We start from the raw sequence: 17,726 nt of genomic DNA, 5'->3' as shown, positions 1-17,726 counted from the left end.
TTACATCCAGCTGTACAGCCGGCCGGGATTGAAAATCCCCTGCGGATCGAAAGTTTGCTTGAGCCTCAGCTGCAGGCGCTGCTGCACGGGATCGAGTTCGCCGCGTACTTCGGTGTTGCGATCCCCGCCAGCGAACAATACGACGTGACCCGCTTCAACAGCTGGTGCGTCACTGCTGCGGTACCAGCGTTGCTGGCCGGCCCAGTCGATCAGGCAACCCGTCTCTGCCTGCAGCGGCTCTGTGGCTCGGGTTGATTGGCGCCAGAGAGGCTGGTCGCCCTTGAAAAAGGGCAGGCTCATATCTCGCAGGTCGGCCCAGAAGGGGTGCTCAGCAGTGAGGGTCTCCCCGCCCCAGCTGGCAGCGGTGGCCTGCACCGCTGAGGCCGCGCCCGCCAGGCGCAAATAGAGTCGGCCATCCAGCCAGCAGGCAGCGGTGAGCGGGCGCGGTGTTGCCGCTTTTTCGCTCATGGTTTGCAGAGCTTGTTGGGCATCCATCTCGAAGGTCAATGTGAGTGTTTGTTCCGGCGCCGGTACCACCTTGAGGGTAACGTCGGTAATAAGCCCCAGGCAGCCCAATGCCCCGGCCTGGAGTCGGCTGGCGTCGTAACCGGCCACATTTTTCATGACCTTGCCACCGAGCGCCAGTTGTTCGCCCCGGCCGTTGATCAGGCCGACGCCCATGGTGGCATCGCGGATGGACCCCAGCCAAGGCCGGCCCGGGCCTGATAAGTTGCAGGCCAAGGTGCCGCCGAGAGTAGCGTTGCCGCCGTAGCGCGGCGGCTCAAATGGCAGGACCTGGCCTTCGCTGGCCACCGCCGCCGCGAGTTCAGCGACGGGCGTGCCCGCCCGTGCCTGCAGCATCAGCTCGCTGGGTTGATAATCGATGATGCCGGTATGACCGCCCACATTCAGCGGTGTGCCCTCGCAGTCCCTGCCCACGGCATGGGTTTTGGTGCCGCCGGCGGTGATGCGCAATGGACGTTGGTCACTGGCAGCTTCGACGACTGCCTCCTGCAGGCCCAGGGCAGTATCAGCAGCCATGGTTGTGCTTACCTGGCAGAGCGCGATATTCCTGGCAGCGCTTGAGTATGGGGACGCCTTTGCCGGGATTGAGCGTGAGCTGCGGATCGAATGCCGCTTTGATGTCCTCAAACAGGTGCAGTTCGCTCTCACCGTACTGGTCGTGCATTTGGTTGAGTTTTTCCAGCCCCACACCGTGCTCACCGGTAATGGCACCGCCCACCGCCACTGAGAGCTCGAGAATGTCGACGCCGAATTGTTCCGCCCGGGTCACCTGGGCGGGATCGGCGGCGTCGTACATGATGAGCGGGTGGAGGTTGCCGTCGCCGGCGTGGAAAACATTGGCGACGCGCAGGTCGTATTTTTTTGACAGGCGACTGATTTCTTCCAGCACATGAGAGACCTGGTGGCGGGGAATAGTGCCGTCCATGCAGTAGTAGTCTGGCGACATTCTGCCGACCGCCGGAAACGCGGACTTACGCCCCTTCCACAACAGCACCCGCTCGGCTTCATCTTCGGAGACCCGCAGACTCGTCGCGCCGTGCGCGGTGAAAATGGCGCTCACCTCGTCGATGTGCTGGGCGACTTCCTCCTCGGTGCCATCGAGCTCGCAAAGTAGCAATGCCTGGGCATCACGGGGGTAGCCTGCCCTGGCAAAATCTTCCGCTGCCTGCAGCGCCAGTGCGTCCATCATTTCCAAACCGCCGGGGATGATGCCGGCGGCGATTACGGCACCGACGGCGTCGCCCGCCGCGCTGACCGAGTCAAAGCCGGCGAGCAATACGCGGGCGATTTCCGGTCTGGGCAGGAGTTTGACGGTGACTTCCACGGTAACGCCAAGCAGGCCTTCCGAGCCGGTGATAATGGCCAGCATGTCGAGGCCCGGGCTGTCGAGGCCGTCGCCCCCCAGTGTCACTCGCTCGCCCTCCACGGTCAGCATCTCCACGGTCAGCAGATTATGGGTGGTGAGTCCGTATTTCAGGCAGTGGACGCCACCGGAATTGGCGGCCACATTGCCGCCAATGGTGCAGGCAATTTGTGAGGACGGGTCCGGCGCGTAGTAGAGTCCATGCTCGGCGGCCGCCTCGGAAATCGCCAGATTGGTCACGCCCGGTTCCAGCCGCGCGGTCCGCGCCACCGGGTCGATGTCGAGAATACGGTTGAGCTTGGCAAGGCCGAGCAATACACCCTCAGGGTGCGCCATGGCGCCCGCCGTCAGTCCGGTACCTGCGCCGCGGGGCACGACTGGCACGCCCAGTTCATGGCAACACTGCAATACTGCCTGAGTCTGATCAGCGGTTTCCGGAAGCGCGACAAACAGCGGTAGTTCTCGATACAGGGAGAGTGCGTCGCATTCGTAGGGACGCTGGGCTTCGGTCTCTTCGATTAGGCAGTGTGCCGGCAGGATACTCGCCAGCCGCTGACGCAATAGGTCAGCCGATACGGCTGCGAGGGTGTGAGGTGTTGTGGTCATTGCTGCGTATCATACCAGCTCTGGCGCCGCAGGTGAGTTAAAGCCCCCCTGAGTGGGCTGGCCGTAGTAATAACCCTGGATAAAGTCGAAGCCCATGTTTTGACAGGCCTGCAGCCCGGAGGCGATTTCCAGCCCGCAAATGTGAAACAGGTGGCTTGACTGCAGGGCCAGGCCGGACATGCTCTCGGCAATGTAAAACAGCGGGCCGTGGAAGGGCGACAGGCGCTCATGGGTGCCGCGTCCCAGTATTTAATAGGCGTGGGTGGGATTGCCTTCTATGCAGGCCACAATCGGCTGGAACGCAGGTTCGACCATCTTTTGGTCGAGCAACTCCTGCAGCTCGCGAATACCGACGGCAAGGTTCTTGGACAGCGCCGGCATGCTAGTGATCATGTCACTGTCGGGTTCTGCGGTTGCTGCACCGCGCTCACGAATGAGGCGAACTTCGAAATCTGTAAAGTGCACGACGTCGCCATGGTAGAGAGGCTCTTCGCCGCGCAGGCGACGTCGACTGACATAGGTACCATTGGTACTGTCTGTGTCACGCAGGTAGAGCTGACGGTCGCGGCGTTCCATGACGGCGTGCAGGCGGGACGTCTTGCGACTGGTGGCGGTGAAGTTAATCCCCGGCTTGCGCCCTACCTGAAAGGGAAAGCGGTTGACGGCTACGCGACTGAGCATGCCGAGGCCGTTGAAGTAGCCTTCGATAAATCACTGATTTTCGCGGCTCATGTGGCGAATAAAGCCACCCGAGATTTTTTGTTTTCACAACCTTCAGATAACTTGCAGATAAATCAATGTATTCGTCGCGAAATTTTCGACCTGGCGGAGCAGATATTATCTCTATGACTGTAAAGGATATTCAGGTGGCAGGCACTGCCGTCGGGCTCTCAGATGACTTGAGACCGAAGCTCAGGGTTTGTGGCCGACCGGCTGGCAACCAGGTCCCACCGAGCCGGTCCCAGATGGCGAGGCAGGTGCCAAAATTTCGGTCCTGGTGTGCTGCCGCAGCACTGTGATGCAGTTGGTGTTGGGCCGGGCTGACGAAGATCCGCTCGAGGTGTCCGAAACCTACCCATACGGGTGAGTGGCGCAAGTTGGCTCCGGCCGCATTGAACAGGAAGCCCAGGGCGTCCACGCCGAGGATATCGATACCGTCGACCTGACGACCGAACAGCCAGACGAAAGTACCGCTCACGGCGCCGAACACCAGCATGCCTCGCAGATAGTAGAGCGCCATCTCCATGGGGTGAACCCGGTGCAGGGTCAGGGGGCTGAGTACTTCAGCGCTGTGGTGAACACGGTGCAGTCGCCACAGCAGGGGTACACGGTGCATGGCACGGTGCAGGCCAAAGCGGCTCAGGTCTTCGAGCAGGAAAAATGCGAAGGTGTAACAGGCGATGATTGCAGCGCCGTGCCAGGCCAGCTCGGGCGCACTGCCCAGTTGCCCCTGCCATAGCCGCGCTACCCATAGCGTCGCCAGGACGTGGCCGCCAAACAGTGGCACCAGCAGCGCAAGGCGCAGCAGGGTGTTAAGCAGCAACAGTCCGAGATCGACCAGGTGTGACGGATGGCGCCAGTAACCTGCCGGCAAGGTCTTGTTCAATAGCGCCCGGGGTCGCAGCGTTCCGTGCCGCCAGGCGAGTACCAGCCACCCCAGTATCAGGCTGCTCAGCAAAAAGCCCCAGAACAGGCGCTTGCCAGGATCCAGCGGCAGGCTCGACAGCGCCGCGAAAGTATCTCCCGGGGCGCTGATCAGAGCAGTGGCTAGCGTATCCATCAGAACCGGTAGTTGACGCCGACTTTCAAGACTCGAGGTTGATTCGGACGGGCACCGAAGGGACGGCGGGACACGATTTCGCGTTCGTCACTGAGGTTTTCGCCGATGAGCCGCAGGGTCAGGTCTTCGGTAATGTCGTAGTTGGCGGACAGGTTCCAGGTGGTGAGCGAGCGCGTTGAGGTCGCTGGATTGAAACTGTCCTGGCCGGGGAGTTCGCGCATTTTGCCAATGTACTTCACCGCCGCGTAAACGCTCCAGCGGTAATTGGCGACGCCGACCTGCAGCCGCCCCTGATGCTCGGGGGTGTAGGGCAGCTCGTCGCCTGCGCGCACCAGTCCCCATTGCGAGAAGTCCGACAGGAAGCTGTTCTGGAAGGAAGACTCGGTGTAGGTGTAGCTCAGGTCGACTGGGAAGGTCAGACCATCGACCCAGGCACCGACATAGTTTGCGGTGACTTCAGCACCCGAAATCTCTACTTCGCCCCCGTTGAATTCTTCGCCCACTTCACAGCTGGGGTCTGAGACACGGCAGCGTCCCAACAGATTCGCGTAATCGCTGAAGAAGCCAATCAGGTCGAACTGCATGTTGTCGCGCGTAAATCGCACACCGTACTCGTAGTTGACGCTGTCTTCTGGGTCGACACTGTCGTCGGCACCGGGGCCGGCAGGAGAGAAACCCTTGTTGACGCCGAGCAGGAAGCCGATGTCATCGGTCCATTGGTAAAAGAGTCCGGCGCCGGGCAATACAATTGACTCAGAATTGTCGCTGCGGGTGTCGGTCAGCTCATTATCAAATTCGCCTTCAATGTGCTCGTAGCGCACACCCACATTGAATTTCCAGTCGCCCCATTGCATTTCGTCTTCAACAAAGCCCGACCAGGCATCGGTTTCCGCCTTGTTCAGGGCTTTTTTGTAGCGCTCACCCAGGCCGTCCGTGACCAGACCCTCGGCGGTCATGAGGTAGCCGCGCACCTTGTGGTCGCGTTCCACATAGTCGTAGTGGTAGCGCAGGCCGGTTCGAAGCCGGTGCTCGGTCTCCCCGACACTGAGGCGCCAGGTAAGGCGGGACTCGATACCGCTGGAGCCATATTCGCGATCATTGTTGGTCACGTCGATGATGGTTGATTCATCATCGGGGTCAGAGAACGCCTCGCCCCGCAGCAAGGCCATCTCATCGATAAAAATATTGGGGTATGCCAGTACCAGCGATGGCGGCTGACCATCGATAAACCCATCGAATTTATTCCAGCTGCGATCGAACTGATTGACATAGGCGGTAGTAAACACGTCCCAGTGCTCGGCCCCGGATAGACTGTGTAGCAGATGTGCCTGGCGGTGCTCCGATTCGAAGGTGTCGAGTTCGCTGGCCACGTAGCGGCGATCGGGATCTGCGCCAAAATCGTCGTCGGTCAGGCCGAGGTAGGTCTCGTCAGAGTCTTCATCGGCATAGCCGAGCTTCAGCTCCAGTTGCTGGTCCAGCTCGGCGTTGTCAGCCGAGCGCCACATCAGGCGCAGATTGGCGTCGTTGCGTCGAAAGCCGGTATCGCCGCCGCTGTCCAGTTGCTTGAAGCCATCGGCGCCGTAGCGGAGCACGTCGATATCGTAGCCGAACTGGCCAACTGTGTCGCCATAGCGGGCGCGAACTTTGCGGTAGTCGTCGCTCCCGGCTGCGAGATCAAGCTCACCTCTGGCGTCTTCCGGTACCTTTGGCGAGACCAGATTCAGTGCGCCTCCCACCGTGTGTGGGCCGTAGGGAATGGCGGCAGGTCCTTTGAACACTTCCACCGCCGCCATGCGATTGACGTTGGGAATATAGTAGGCCGCCGGCGCAGAGTAGGGCGCTGGTGCGATGAGCATCCCGTCCTCCATGAGCGTAATCTTCTGGCTGCGTTCCGAGGTGGCGCCGCGTATGCCGATATTCGGGCGGAGGCCGTAGCCGTCTTCGAAACGGATATAGACGCCGGGCACCTGGCCCAGCAGCTCGTTGAGATCAGTGCTGTCGAAGGCGCGGATGCTTTCCTCGTCGATGAAGCTGGCGGAGCCGGACAGTGTGCGGATGGCATCGGCACCGCCGGTCACCAGGACCTCCTCATACAGTGGCGTAACCTCAGGGGGTTCCTGCGCGACACTTTGCGAGGCGTAGGCCAGGCTGAGTAAGGCCAGTGGGATCGTTCGTTTAGTCATTGTCGGATTGCACCCTGTCAGGTAAGTCCAGGTTAACGATAGTGACGAAGTCGGTGCGCAGGCTATCGGTGACCCGCTTGAGATAACCGTGCAGGGCGCAGGCGGATTGTGACTGATCGGCATCAGGGTTGGCGGCGCTGTTGGCGCAGCCTGCGGCGTTGTCTGTGGCGACTAGCGTCTCTGCCTGTTCGAGGAGTGAGCTGTCGATGGTGTCCAGCAGGTTCAGGGCATCGTCCACTTCACTCAGCATGCGCTCGGCAATTTCGGGGAAACCCTCGGAAGCGATGATGTCATCGAATGAAAGTCCCTCGCCACCGCTGAACAGTTCACGGAAACTCACCAGGTTCTGTTCAATATTTTCGAGTGAGGTCTGGCTGTAGGGAGATTCAGCAAAGTTGGGGCAGGCGGGCTGGCTGCAGCTGCTGTGCAATCCCAGGGTCGGGCCGAGCTTGCGGTCTTTGACATCGGCCTCAATGTAGAAGAGCGCATCGGAAAGCTGGCCCAGCACCTCTTCATCGTTGTCAGGGTGGGCGAATTCAGCGCGGTAGTTACCGCCCTCAATCTGCCAGGCCGCAGCGAGTTCAGCACTCGCATCTGCGATATCAGTGGCGAGACGGATGGCATGTTCACAGCGCCATTGCTTGCGCTGGTCGGCGTCGCGCTGGTCCCAATCCGCAGTTTCGGGGATTTGGGTTGGGCAGGTGTGGCGCAAATCTTCATTGAAAAGCAGGTACTCGACTGCGACCAGGCCTTTCTGGTTATTGAGGCGGGTGGTCAGATCAAAATCCGCAGATTGTCCCAGTACCACAGACTGATCGACGCCACAGGTACTGAAATTAGTATCGCTGGCGGTCGTCAGTCGCAGGCGCAGTGCGCCTGCATCAAAAGTCGCAGGGCCTATCTGATGCAGTTCCGTGCGCTGGAAATCATCCATAGCCTGACGCCAGCTCTGACGGGCATCGTCGCGTGCGCCGCTCTCGTCAGCGCTGCCAATAGCGTCACAATAGTTTTGCAGGCGCCCCGAGGCCGAAGCCAATTCTGCGCTACTGTCAGCCAGGCTGTTGTAGTTGGGCAGAATGTAGCCATCGACGAGATTTACGAAGACACCGAAGTAGTCAAAGCTTTCAGGACCAGGTACGGGGACTGGATCGTCGCCGTCACTGCCGCCTCCGGCACATGCACTCAGGGTAAGGCTTAAAACAGCAGCGGCCGCAATGCGGCCGCTGTGGGGAAAGGGGAAGGAATTACCAGTTTGCAACATTTTCAGGATCGAACTCATAGGCTTGTTCAAGAATGTCTCGTGCTTCTAGCAGGTCAGTAATGTATTGCTCGGTGCCGCCAGCGTAAGCGACGCCGTTCTGGGTGCCGTCAGGCAGTACCGGAGCATCGCCCATCAGGGCCAGCGCAGTTTTCAGGCTGTTCAGGTTAATGCCCTGTACATCGCCGGTACGAAAGGGAGAGCGCGGGTTGAACTGCAGTCCTAATGCGAAGCCTTTCATTTCCGCCCAGTGTTTGGCGAGATCAGTGAAGTTGGCTTCATCGGCAAATTGGCCGTTGGAGAAGTTGTTCATATCACCGATGACGTCGTTGATGTAATGCACAACGGTTGCAGAGATGCACTTTTCCCACACTACAGAGGCCTGCTTGGCCATGGCATCAATGAGCACCACCTCAGTGTTGCCCATTGTGCCCAGGTTGGCAGCGGCGTTAAGCGCAAAGCGGCCGTAGAAGAATGCGTTGAATACGTCGGTGGTAAAATCGGTGGGGTTAGTGTTGCCGGCCGTACCCAGATCGCGCTTGGCGCAGTTGGTGGAGTTGCCGAAGTTGTATTCACCCATCAGGTCAATAACGCCGTCGCCATTGCGATCGTTGTAGCCCGCGAATTCGGGACGGCCGCCTTTCTGGGCGAGTTCAGTGTCAGTGTAATCAGGATAGTTGCGGGCGGCGCCGAAGTAGCCGAATGCCTCATCCCAATTGTGGCCACCTTCAGTGTAGCCCTGGCCTTCTTCCTGCACATTGGTTGCGCGGAAATCGGTCATCAGGTAGTCGCCTGTACCCTGTGAAAACGCCACAGCACCCAGCAGGAATTTCTGGATAAGCTGACGATAGTCGTGACCTTCAGGACTGATGTATGGCGTAGTGATAGAGGCGGGGCCACCTGCGGTGACAAGGTTGATGGCGGCAGACTTGGCTTCTGCATCAACTTCTGCGAAGAAGTAGTCAACCAGTTCTTCCGGAGTAGGGTCTGCGTCCATGCCCAGTTCCCAGCCAAAAAACTCGCCATTAATCAACGCAGGGTCGTTGCCTGCGATTTTTCCAGACAGGTTTTTACCGGAAGAGATGCCACCGTAAGTGCCATCCTGCAGCAGGCTTTCGCCGTCGATGGCAAAGCTGTGCATCAGGCCGTCGGAGGTGCCGCCATCATAGTCAAAATAGAAGTTGAGCTGGCTGGCGACATTGATATTGCCGGCAACAGGGCGCGCGGGCAGGGCGAGAATTTCGTCCACCAGGTCTTCGATCAGTACGTGGCGCTTGGTCTGCCCCGAGTAGGAAACGGCGCTGCCGCTGTCGAAAGCGCTCTCGAAGTCGTATTTACAGCCGGTGGCTAGTATAACGGCGGCGGACAGTGCCGCCGTACGTTTGACAATTGAAGTCATGCTATATCCCTGGTTGGTGTTGTTGTATGCGCCTACCTCAATGGTATGACGAGATCAGGTCGCTAAAGATAATAAAAACGAGAATGATTATCAACATTAATGGTGTAAATTCCTGAAAAAGCAAGATTGAGTTTGGACTAAACCCGGACGGCCAGGCGCTTAAAGTGCATTAAACCCCGTGCCGGGTGGAACGCAGGTAAATGTCAGCGCCTGCCCTGGCTGCTTGGCTAATTGCTTTACCGCGCCAATGGTCAGTGGGGCGGCCTCAGGGTCACCCAGGTGGAAGAACCCATCGCGGCGGAGCAAGGCCGCTTGCGCCTGCCCTTCAATAACACCCTTGGCGAGAAGATCGCATTCAGTTCGCGCCGTGGATGCAAGCGCGCGCTCAATGAGCAGGTCGAGCCGCGCGGAGGCGGTGATATAGCGCCCGCTGCCGTCGACGGTGACCTGCTGGCCGACCACGGGCGCAAGATTGCTGTCTGAAGCCATCACAAAATCGATAATCGCGAAGCGGCGTTCATCGTTATTGAAGAGATTGAATTGGATCGCAGAGAAAAAGTTGTCGAGCGTGTCCAGGGCACCGTCGTGCAGGTAGCCAAAGCCACGCACCTGATCGCCCATGAAGGGTGAGGGGGCCACGAATCCGCCGGGCGACAGCCCAAACATACCGACCTTGGTATAGAGATTGCGGAAGTGGGGGACCTTGAAGTCCTCAGTAATACCGGGGCCCTCATCACTGACTTCGCCGCCGGTGCCAAACTGGTTTTGCAGCGGGTTGAGTGTGTGACAGTCGTTACACACCAGTTCGCCACCGGTCGTAATTTCATTGAAGTAAATGTGCTCGCCCAGCTCCTGGGATGCTGTGAGGCTGTTGTCCAGTGCCCGCAACGGATTGGGGGGTGACATCAGGGTGAGGGCGAAATCCGTGAACGCCTGCAGGTCGGATTCATCGAGTTCTTCCTCGCGCCCCAGCAGCCCGACGAATGCGCCGCGGAATTCCTTGAAGGCGGCGGCCTCAACTGATTCCAGCTGCCCGTTCACCATTACCCGGTTGGTACCCGTGCGATCGCCGCGCCAGTGCATGGGGCCGGAGTCGTTAATGCCCCGGAATGTCTGGGTGGTCATTGGCCCTTTCATGGGGTGGAAGGTGGCCCCCGGATCCGGCACGCCGGTGCGGGCGAAGTTGAGGGGGTTGGGAACCACCTCCTCGTCAGGGTTGCCCAGGTCCCAGGCCAGGTGATCAGTATCGCCGAAGATGTGGCAGGCGGCGCAGGAAGTGGTGCCATTGCTGGAGGTGAGCGTGGCGTCATACAGGAACGGGCGACCGCGGCGAATATGGTCGGGCTCGGGATTCGCCATGGCGACGCTGGAGGCGATGTTAAGCGACTGCGTGTCGACGATCGCAATGCTGTTGTCGTATCTGGCAAGTACATACAAGTAGCGCCCGGCTGCGTCCAGCGCCAACCCGGTGGGGCCGCCCCCGGGTATGGTCACCTGGTCGGAAGCCGCTGGCTGATACCCTTGCGCCAGTGCATCCGTCTCGATAGCCGCAACCTTGTTGGAGCCCATGGCAGCAATGAAGACTTGCTCGCCATCGGGGGACACTGCAATGCCTACCGGCTGGGCGAGGCTCAGGGCTTTGTCAGCGGGCGCAATAGCGGATCCTTGCGGCAGGCTGTAATCGACGTGTGGGTTTAGGTCGACGGCCTGCACCTCGCGGGCTGCGTTGATGACACTGATGCGACTGTCGGCGATATGGCCGCGCACCGTGGTGCTGATGGTGCCGGGCCCTTCAAAGCGCACTTCATTACGCGCTTCGGTATTGGTGACATACAGCTCTTGGCGTACCGGGTTAAAGGCCATGTTGAACAGGGTGGTACCCACGCCACTGGCACGATTAATTTCCACCGGCGTAGCAGCATTGGCGTTAATCTCGAAGACATCGTAATCGGGGAGTGAAAAGCGCATCCGGTCGCTGAAGTCGGTGCCGGCCTCGTCTACCCAGGCCTGGCCGTCGTATTTGACGATGAGACCGGTGGCGGGCTGCGGGTCGCCGTGAACATCTGCCTGCGGTGCTGCTTTGGCAGTATCGACAGCCGGTGCGTTCATCAGTGTGGTGGTCTGGTTGCCTGAAGCAAATACCGCGGCATAGACACGGCTACCGCTGGCGTTGGTGGCCAGGGCGCGCGGTACGTCGCCGAACAGGTTGATCAGGGTGAGCGGCAGGCCCTGGTTGAGGTAGTCCTCGCTGCTGCGATCAAATACCCACACGTCGGCCCTGGGTAGCCCCGGGGTACGATATTCTTCCAACGGGTAGCCGGTATTCTGGCCGCGTCTTGCGCTGGTGATGAAGGCGCGATTGCCACCGGGTCCGGCAAACACGATGTCACGGGGCTCATCGCCTACCTGCAGTGTGCGTACCACCTGGGGCATCTCGTCAGACAAATCGATCACACTGACAGAGTCGGACAGGTGGTTGACCACCCATACCTCGCCGTTGTCGGGGGCGGCCACGGCGACCGGTTCCAGGCCCACGGGGACGGTCGCCTCAAAGGTCAGCTGGTTGCCGCTGACGGCGTAAATTTCCAGCGTATTGGCGGGGGTGTTGGTGGCGAACAGCCGGTTGCCATCCGGTGAGAGTGCCAGCGGACGTACTTGGCCNCTTTCAAAGTTGACGAATTCGTCACTCTGGGCGGGGCTGCCGCTGAAGGTGGCCGCCACTTGTATCTCCTCGCTCCCCGCAGCGATAACACAGGTGCTGCCCGCGGTACCAGCACAGGCGCCACTCCAGCCGTTAAAGGTATACCCTGTGATCGGTGTGGCGGTGAGCGTTATCTGGGTGCCAGTGGCATAGGCCGCAGCGCAATCGACGGCGCAGTCAAGGCGGTTGTCCGCTGAACTGACGATGCCACCTATGGCAGGGAATACCTGGAGAACCGCACCGGGACCTGCTTGAAAGTGGGCCCGCACCTCGAAGTCACTGGAGGTCGCTCCGATGCTGACGTTGCAGCTTGGTGCGACACCTGTACAGGCGCCGCTCCAGCCGAGGAATTGCTGGCCGTTGCTCGGCTCGGCATACAGGACTTCGGTTTCCGGTTGGGGCGAGCCGTACCAGCCCTGGCAGCGGCCGCCATTGTTTTGGCAATTGATCTTGCCGGAATGTGACGTCACGGTTCCATCGCCATCAACGGCGACATCCAGTCGACAGGCACTGAGGGAAACGATGGCTATGAGGGGAAGAAATCTCAGAATAGGCATAGGTGACACGGGCTAAATGTGAAGAATGACTCTGCGGCTGCCATGATGATGGCGGTGCTCCCAGAGAAAAATCCCTTGCCACGTGCCGAGCATGAGCTCACCGCGCTGAAAGGGGATGCTGATTTGGGTGGCGGTGAGGGCGCTTTTAATGTGCGCTGGCATATCGTCAGCGCCCTCGAGGGTATGGGTGTAGAGTGAATCGTGTTCCGGGACCAGCCGGTTCATCCAGTTTTCAAGGTCGATCCGCGCTGAGTCGTCGTAGTTTTCCTGGATGAGTAGGGAGGCAGATGTGTGCTGGATAAATAGCGTGCACAATCCTTCGTCGACGCCGGATTCAGCGATGACGGGGCGAACCTGCGACGTGAAGGCATGCAGGCCCTGGCCGGTCACATGAACGGTGAGTTCCTGAATCACAGCGTGCTGGTGCCCCTCAGCGATCGAATAGTCTGCATACTAACCTGTCTCAATTACGCAAAACAATGCGCGCGGGTAATGTGGTGCGGTATTTGGCGCGCCGCTGTGCCGTGGTCGAATTGTGTAGCGATAGCTGCATATCTTTGTAAACCAATCGCAGAAACCGTCGCCAGCGGAGCCGCATCTGCTGGCCCCGCACGCCAATTCAGCGATAGGGTGTTTCTTCAAGCCAATAACATAGGATAATGAGCGTATGCAGGACTTCAGTAACAAGGTCGCCGTGGTCACCGGTGGAGCGTCAGGAATTGGGCGGTCAATCGTCAAGGAATTGCTGGCCGCGGGTGCTCGCGTGGTCGTCGGCGATGTGGAGCAGGGCGCGCTGGATAAAGTGCTGGCCGAGTTCGAAGGCGCTGGCGAGATTAGTGGTGTTGTCACCGATGTTTCCAGTCAGGCCTCCGTCAATGCCCTGGCTGACAGTGTGTATGAGCGCTACGGCGTGTGCCACCTCTTATTTAACAATGCCGGCGTAGCAGCACCTTCCGCCAATGTCTGGGAAACCACCGAGAATGACTGGACCTGGGTGCATGGTGTGAACGTGGGCGGGGTAATGAACGGGATTCGCGCTTTCGTACCGCGTATGATCGAAGGTGGTGAAGAGGGCCATATTATTAACACCTCGTCAGGCGACGGCGGTATCTCACCGCTGCCTTACCAGTCCGTCTATGCCTCGAGCAAGGCTGCCGTATCGTGCATCAGCGAATGCCTAGCGGCGCAGCTGCAGAGCGAGGAGACTAAGCTCGGCGCATCGATCTTCTATCCCTCGGGCGGTTTGCTGGACACAGGTATCTGGACAACCGACCGCAATCGACCGCAGGAACTGGCGCGTGAGAAGCCTTATGATCCGGTGCCCACCGTGGCCGATTTCAAGGTGGCCATGGAGGCTGCCGGGGTGACGCTTGAGGTACAGGATCTGGACGAGCTGGCACGCTATCTGCTGCAGGGTATTCGCGAGAAGCGTTTCGTCATCATGATAGGCGTGGAGGAAGCAGAGGCGACATTACAGGAACGCGCCGCTCGCATTGGCCGCGCTGAACTGCCCATCGATCTTGCGGAGATCCCGCAGTTGTGAGTCTGACGATCTGGGTAGACGCGGATGCTTGTCCAAAGGTGATCAGGGATATTCTGTGTCGCGCCGCCCAGCGGGTTGAATGCCCGTTGGTGTTCGTGGCCAACCACCTGATCCCCGTTCCCGCGTCTCCCTGGATCACTGCTCGCCAGGTGGCATCGGGTTTCGATGTCGCCGATGACTATATTGCCCAGCAAGTCCAGGCTGGTGACCTGGTGATTACTTCTGATATTCCGCTGGCGGCGGAAGTCATCGAGAAGGGCGCGGGCGCGCTGTCGTCCCGGGGCGAGCAATTTACCGCCAATAACATTCGCCAACGTCTCAATATGCGCGATTTCATGGACACCATGCGCTCTTCTGCGGTCGAAGTTCGGGGTGGCCCGCCCGCGCTGGGCGAGCGTGATAAGATGGAATTCGCCAATGCCTTGGATCGCTACCTGGCAAAGCACCGCAGGTAATTCAGGTTAGTTTCTGCTAGTATCCGCGCCCCGCTAGAGACCCGGAACATGAAACAGACAATCGCAAGGAAATTGCTGGCCTGGATGGGCTGGAGCCTGGAAGGGGCCAAGCCTGTCCACGAGCGCTATGTACTTATCGCCGCACCGCATACATCCAACTGGGATTTTCCCCTGATGCTGCTGTTCGCCGCGGCATTTGACATCAAAATTCAATGGATGGCCAAGCACAGCCTGTTCCGCCCACCTATGGGCTGGGTGATGCGTGGCCTGGGCGGTCTGCCAATCAATCGCAAAAGCAGTAATGGTGTGGTTTGTGCGATGGCCGAGGCTCTGACCAAGGCGCGTGAACTGGTGTTGGTTGTGCCCTCAGAGGGTACCCGGGACCGGGTGGAATACTGGAAATCCGGCTTCTACCACATTGCCCGCCAGGCCAACGTGCCCATCGTGCCTTCCATGCTTGATTTTGGTCGCAAGCGCGGTGGGTTTGGCGCCGGCATTATGCCCACCGGTGATGTGAAACTGGATATGGATTACTTCCGCGATTTTTATGCCGAGGCCAAAGGCAAGTTCCCTGAAAAAATGGGGCCGATTCGCCTGCGTGAGGAAGACCCCGTCGAGGAGCACACACCGCCGTGCGCCGCTGCCTGAGCGCTATCACCTGAAGGAATTCTGTCGATGAAACCCGCGCGTTGGCACAGCCTGATCGGGCTGCTGATGTCTATACCTCTGCTGCTCTGGGCCTTTACCGGGGCCGTGTTCCTGACCAAGCCCGGCTACGAAGGCGCCTACGAACAACTTGCCCCCAAACTCTATCCCATCGAACAGGCACTGGCGCTTCCCCCCGGTTCGCAGTGGGAGCACTTTCAGCTACTGCGCACCATACTGGGATATCACCTGATCGCCCGTCGCGGCGATCAAGTCAGTCACCTCGATCCGTACACCCTGCAGCTGATAGAGCCGCCCACAGACGAAGCAATAGCGCTGTTGGTCAAGGATGCCACCGAACAAAACCGCTCCCGTTACGGAGAGATTATCTCGGTTGAAGATAGCGTTGTTACAACAGATACAGGGGTGGTCATAACCCTGGACTGGGATCGATTAAGCTTGAGGCAGCAGGGGAACGATTCACGGTGGTTGAATACGCTGTATAAAATACACTATCTGCAGTGGCTGGGAGATGCCACGGCGAACAAGGTATTTGGCGTTCTGGGACTGACGCTGTTATTCGGACTCACAGGACTAGGGCTGTACAGCTACGCAAGAAAGGGCCCTTCATAGTCTATGACTCAGCGAAGCCCAGCCCTTGTGGTCACTCAATAAGCATGGGCGGTGTTCTGATTTTTCGCCCAGAATCAGGGTAACCACCGATTTCGCACGAGTGCCCGGTGAATGAGGTGGCGGGCGATGATAGATTGACAGCATGAGTGAACACATCACACGGCTTCTCGCTATTGAAGAGATCAAGGCCCTGAAGGCGAAGTACTTCAGGTGTTTAGACACTAAGGACTGGGAGGGTTTTGGCGAGTGCTTCTGCGATGATCTCGATGCAGATTTTACCGCCGCTCCCGGGCCCCATACCTCAAGCAGAGCTGAGTATCTCGCCATGATTCAGAAGGCGCTCGAGGATGCCGAGACGGTGCATCACGGGCATATGCCTGAAATCACGGTGTTGGATGCGAGTGCCGCCCGCGGTGTCTGGGCAATGCAGGATATTGTAAGAACGCCTGCGATGACTCTGACCGGGGTCGGTCATTATCACGAAGAGTATCGGCTTGAGGACGGACAGTGGCGGATCAGCCGTATACTCCTGACCCGCCTGATGCTGGATATGGAAGAGCGCTCAGCCTAGGAAGCTGCGGCGCTCGTTGTCATTGGTCCTGAATACGCCGCCCAGTGCCTGGGTGCGGGTCGATGAGCTGGCGTCCATAACGCCTCGCGATTTCACGCAGTAATGGGTGGCCTGAACCAGCACCGCTACGTTATCGGTTTCCAGTAGGGTTTGCAGGGCGACCTGAATCTGCCGGGTCAGTCGCTCTTGCACCTGCGGGCGGCGGGCAAAGAAGCGCACGAGGCGATTGATCTTGGACAAGCCAATAACGCGCTCCTTGGGCACATAGGCCACGCGGGCAAACCCATCGATGGTCACAAAGTGATGTTCGCAGGTGGAGATGAGTTCAATATCATCAATCAGCACCATTTCATCCACACCCATCTTGTTTTCGATGGAGGAAATCTTGGGAAATGTGCCGTAGTCCAGCCCGGCGAACAAATCATTGAGGTACATGCTTGCCATGCGGTGAGGTGTTTCGCTCAGGCTGTCATCGCGCAGGTCCAGGCCGAGCACATTCATAATGTCAGTGAACGATTGCTGCAGGCGTTCGTACTGTTCTTCAGAGCTGAGTCCGGTGGCTACCAGCGGAGTCTCCAGGCCGTGGGCAATCAGCGCCTCGCGTACGGCAAGAGCTTCAGGGGAGAAATCGGCTTCCCTGTTCAGGGCCGGGGAGGTAATCGCATTCATGCTCGGGTCCTTAGTTTGTTTGATTGAAGATACGCACTTTCACTGTAATCAGATTGCTGGATAACCAGGAAGAGCCGGGATTCTGCCTGCGGTTGCGTTGCTTGGCTACTATTTTATTGGCCAAAAAAAAGGCTCCCGGGGGAGTGACCACCCGGAAGCCTCGTGTGAAATCGGTAACCGTTATTCAGCGCGTAGCTTGAGGAACGGATTAACGGCGCGGTACTTCCAATCGGTAAATTTGATCGGCGCATCCAGTACGCCGATGCAGATGCAGTCGCCGTCCTGGTCAGCGGTCGGGTTGTGCTGATGCGATGCGTCGCGGAACAGGAAATCACCCTGGGTATAGTGGCCCTCGTCGTCAGAGAAGCCGCCCTCCAGTACCAGCGTCAGCTCATTACCCTTGTGCGTGTGAGTAGGAATCGTGCCGCCGGCCTTAATGTGGTAAAGCGCAAACTCATTGTCCTGATCGCCCGTACGCAGGCGGCTGATGCGCAGATTGGAGCTCATGCGCTGCCATTCCAAATCGTGATAGTCGCGGTGCATGAGACGCTGCACCAGCGAAGGATAGCCGTCCTCAGTTTGCGCCGGTGGTGCGTAACGCAGCGGTTCCGGCTCTTCGTCGATTCGGGCAAACACGGTGCTGAGTAGCGAGTCGTCCACCTGCTTTGGCGAAAGATCCTCAAACATGGCGGCGGCCATCTTTTGAAGCTTGTGCACAGTGCGTTTGCACTGGTCGCAATAATTCAGGTGAAGTGAGATACATACGGACTGCGCCAGCGGCAGCGTGCCTGCGGCGTATTCGTTCAACAGTCGTGTGTCTGGGTGATGCATAGCCATG

At 58.9% G+C, this 17,726-nt stretch carries 17 protein-coding genes; 5 read left to right on the top strand and 12 right to left on the bottom strand.

All coding sequences use genetic code 11. The annotated features are described in order from the left end of the window. The 10 genes from glcE to A3709_RS07050 all read right to left on the bottom strand — a co-directional run bounded on the left by glcE (position 1) and on the right by A3709_RS07050 (position 12,786). Positions 1-1,041 carry a glycolate oxidase subunit GlcE gene (gene glcE / locus A3709_RS07090; protein WP_066052219.1) on the bottom strand — a complete coding sequence of 347 codons (1,041 nt, stop codon included), beginning with the start codon at positions 1,039-1,041 and terminating at the stop codon, positions 1-3. Further along, positions 1,031-2,494 (bottom strand): FAD-linked oxidase C-terminal domain-containing protein, encoded by a 1,464-nt coding sequence (locus A3709_RS07085; RefSeq protein ID WP_066052217.1) that lies wholly within the window; start codon positions 2,492-2,494, stop codon positions 1,031-1,033. Before A3709_RS07085 ends, glcE begins: the two co-directional genes overlap by 11 nt. 9 nt (positions 2,495-2,503) lie before the next feature. After that, positions 2,504-2,674, bottom strand: a complete 171-nt coding sequence (locus tag A3709_RS23070) for a hypothetical protein (protein ID WP_156507602.1) — start codon at positions 2,672-2,674, stop codon at positions 2,504-2,506. A 69-nt stretch (positions 2,675-2,743) separates the two neighbouring features. Then, positions 2,744-3,175 (bottom strand): FHA domain-containing protein, encoded by a 432-nt coding sequence (locus A3709_RS07080; protein WP_066052214.1) that lies wholly within the window; start codon positions 3,173-3,175, stop codon positions 2,744-2,746. Positions 3,176-3,356: 181 nt separating this feature from the next. After that, the gene (locus A3709_RS07075; RefSeq protein ID WP_066052211.1) at positions 3,357-4,274 is read right to left on the bottom strand and encodes a sterol desaturase family protein; all 918 of its coding nucleotides are present in this window, start codon (positions 4,272-4,274) and stop codon (positions 3,357-3,359) included. Further along, entirely contained in the window at positions 4,274-6,457 is a 2,184-nt protein-coding gene (locus A3709_RS07070; RefSeq protein ID WP_066052207.1) for a TonB-dependent receptor domain-containing protein, read from the bottom strand. Before A3709_RS07070 ends, A3709_RS07075 begins: the two co-directional genes overlap by 1 nt. Then, on the bottom strand, positions 6,450-7,736 hold the full coding sequence (locus tag A3709_RS07065; RefSeq protein ID WP_082849961.1) for an imelysin family protein: 1,287 nt from the start codon (positions 7,734-7,736) through the stop codon (positions 6,450-6,452). Before A3709_RS07065 ends, A3709_RS07070 begins: the two co-directional genes overlap by 8 nt. Further along, positions 7,702-9,114, bottom strand: coding sequence for a DUF4856 domain-containing protein (locus tag A3709_RS07060; protein WP_066052201.1), 1,413 nt, complete (start codon positions 9,112-9,114; stop codon positions 7,702-7,704). The genes A3709_RS07065 and A3709_RS07060 overlap by 35 nt, the downstream gene beginning before the upstream one ends. A 159-nt stretch (positions 9,115-9,273) precedes the next feature. Next, a complete protein-coding gene (locus A3709_RS07055; RefSeq protein WP_066052199.1) occupies positions 9,274-12,372 on the bottom strand; it encodes a YncE family protein in 3,099 nt (1,032 codons plus the stop codon). 12 nt (positions 12,373-12,384) lie between these two features. Beyond that, positions 12,385-12,786, bottom strand: a complete 402-nt coding sequence (locus A3709_RS07050; RefSeq protein WP_066052195.1) for a secondary thiamine-phosphate synthase enzyme YjbQ — start codon at positions 12,784-12,786, stop codon at positions 12,385-12,387. A gap of 253 nt (positions 12,787-13,039) precedes the next feature. Between A3709_RS07050 and A3709_RS07045 the strand changes: the two genes are divergently transcribed. From A3709_RS07045 to A3709_RS07025, 5 genes are all read left to right on the top strand, one after another. Continuing rightward, complete coding sequence (locus tag A3709_RS07045) at positions 13,040-13,915, top strand: SDR family NAD(P)-dependent oxidoreductase (RefSeq protein ID WP_066052192.1); 876 nt, start codon at positions 13,040-13,042, stop codon at positions 13,913-13,915. A gap of 2 nt (positions 13,916-13,917) precedes the next feature. Continuing rightward, positions 13,918-14,370 (top strand): YaiI/YqxD family protein, encoded by a 453-nt coding sequence (locus A3709_RS07040; protein ID WP_066052599.1) that lies wholly within the window; start codon positions 13,918-13,920, stop codon positions 14,368-14,370. A 48-nt stretch (positions 14,371-14,418) separates the two neighbouring features. Beyond that, positions 14,419-15,018 (top strand): 1-acyl-sn-glycerol-3-phosphate acyltransferase, encoded by a 600-nt coding sequence (locus tag A3709_RS07035; protein WP_066052190.1) that lies wholly within the window; start codon positions 14,419-14,421, stop codon positions 15,016-15,018. A gap of 27 nt (positions 15,019-15,045) precedes the next feature. After that, positions 15,046-15,648: a PepSY domain-containing protein gene (locus tag A3709_RS07030; RefSeq protein ID WP_066052186.1), complete on the top strand. Its 603-nt coding sequence runs from the start codon at positions 15,046-15,048 to the stop codon at positions 15,646-15,648. 142 nt (positions 15,649-15,790) lie between these two features. Further along, entirely contained in the window at positions 15,791-16,219 is a 429-nt protein-coding gene (locus A3709_RS07025) for a nuclear transport factor 2 family protein (protein WP_066052183.1), read from the top strand. Here A3709_RS07025 and folE read toward each other — a convergent pair. Together folE and A3709_RS07015 are read right to left on the bottom strand one after the other, a co-directional pair. Continuing rightward, a complete protein-coding gene (folE, locus tag A3709_RS07020; RefSeq protein WP_066052181.1) occupies positions 16,211-16,888 on the bottom strand; it encodes a GTP cyclohydrolase I FolE in 678 nt (225 codons plus the stop codon). The two genes, A3709_RS07025 and folE, sit on opposite strands and share 9 nt — an antisense overlap. A gap of 180 nt (positions 16,889-17,068) precedes the next feature. Then, positions 17,069-17,725: a ChrR family anti-sigma-E factor gene (locus A3709_RS07015; protein WP_066052178.1), complete on the bottom strand. Its 657-nt coding sequence runs from the start codon at positions 17,723-17,725 to the stop codon at positions 17,069-17,071. Position 17,726 lies beyond the last annotated feature (1 nt).

The sequence above is a fragment of the Halioglobus sp. HI00S01 genome (genome assembly GCF_001635445.1).
GTDB classification, from domain to species: Bacteria; Pseudomonadota; Gammaproteobacteria; order Pseudomonadales; family Halieaceae; genus Halioglobus; species Halioglobus japonicus.
Note: the sequence above shows the minus strand (reverse complement) of the source record. Positions and strands in the feature narration are given on the sequence as shown.

Bases quoted from the DNA above. Each gene is read 5' to 3' on its own strand.
- A3709_RS07025 (WP_066052183.1), top strand. From the start codon at position 15,791: ATGAGTGAACACATCACACGGCTTCTCGCTATTGAAGAGATCAAGGCC.
- A3709_RS07015 (WP_066052178.1), bottom strand. From the start codon at position 17,725: ATGGCTATGCATCACCCAGACACACGACTGTTGAACGAATACGCCGCA.
- A3709_RS07060 (WP_066052201.1), bottom strand. From the start codon at position 9,114: ATGACTTCAATTGTCAAACGTACGGCGGCACTGTCCGCCGCCGTTATA.
- A3709_RS23070 (WP_156507602.1), bottom strand. From the start codon at position 2,674: ATGTCCGGCCTGGCCCTGCAGTCAAGCCACCTGTTTCACATTTGCGGG.
- A3709_RS07075 (WP_066052211.1), bottom strand. From the start codon at position 4,274: ATGGATACGCTAGCCACTGCTCTGATCAGCGCCCCGGGAGATACTTTC.
- A3709_RS07030 (WP_066052186.1), top strand. From the start codon at position 15,046: ATGAAACCCGCGCGTTGGCACAGCCTGATCGGGCTGCTGATGTCTATA.
- A3709_RS07035 (WP_066052190.1), top strand. From the start codon at position 14,419: ATGAAACAGACAATCGCAAGGAAATTGCTGGCCTGGATGGGCTGGAGC.
- A3709_RS07070 (WP_066052207.1), bottom strand. From the start codon at position 6,457: ATGACTAAACGAACGATCCCACTGGCCTTACTCAGCCTGGCCTACGCC.
- A3709_RS07080 (WP_066052214.1), bottom strand. From the start codon at position 3,175: ATGCTCAGTCGCGTAGCCGTCAACCGCTTTCCCTTTCAGGTAGGGCGC.
- A3709_RS07065 (WP_082849961.1), bottom strand. From the start codon at position 7,736: ATGAGTTCGATCCTGAAAATGTTGCAAACTGGTAATTCCTTCCCCTTT.
- glcE (WP_066052219.1), bottom strand. From the start codon at position 1,041: ATGGCTGCTGATACTGCCCTGGGCCTGCAGGAGGCAGTCGTCGAAGCT.
- A3709_RS07045 (WP_066052192.1), top strand. From the start codon at position 13,040: ATGCAGGACTTCAGTAACAAGGTCGCCGTGGTCACCGGTGGAGCGTCA.
- A3709_RS07085 (WP_066052217.1), bottom strand. From the start codon at position 2,494: ATGACCACAACACCTCACACCCTCGCAGCCGTATCGGCTGACCTATTG.
- folE (WP_066052181.1), bottom strand. From the start codon at position 16,888: ATGAATGCGATTACCTCCCCGGCCCTGAACAGGGAAGCCGATTTCTCC.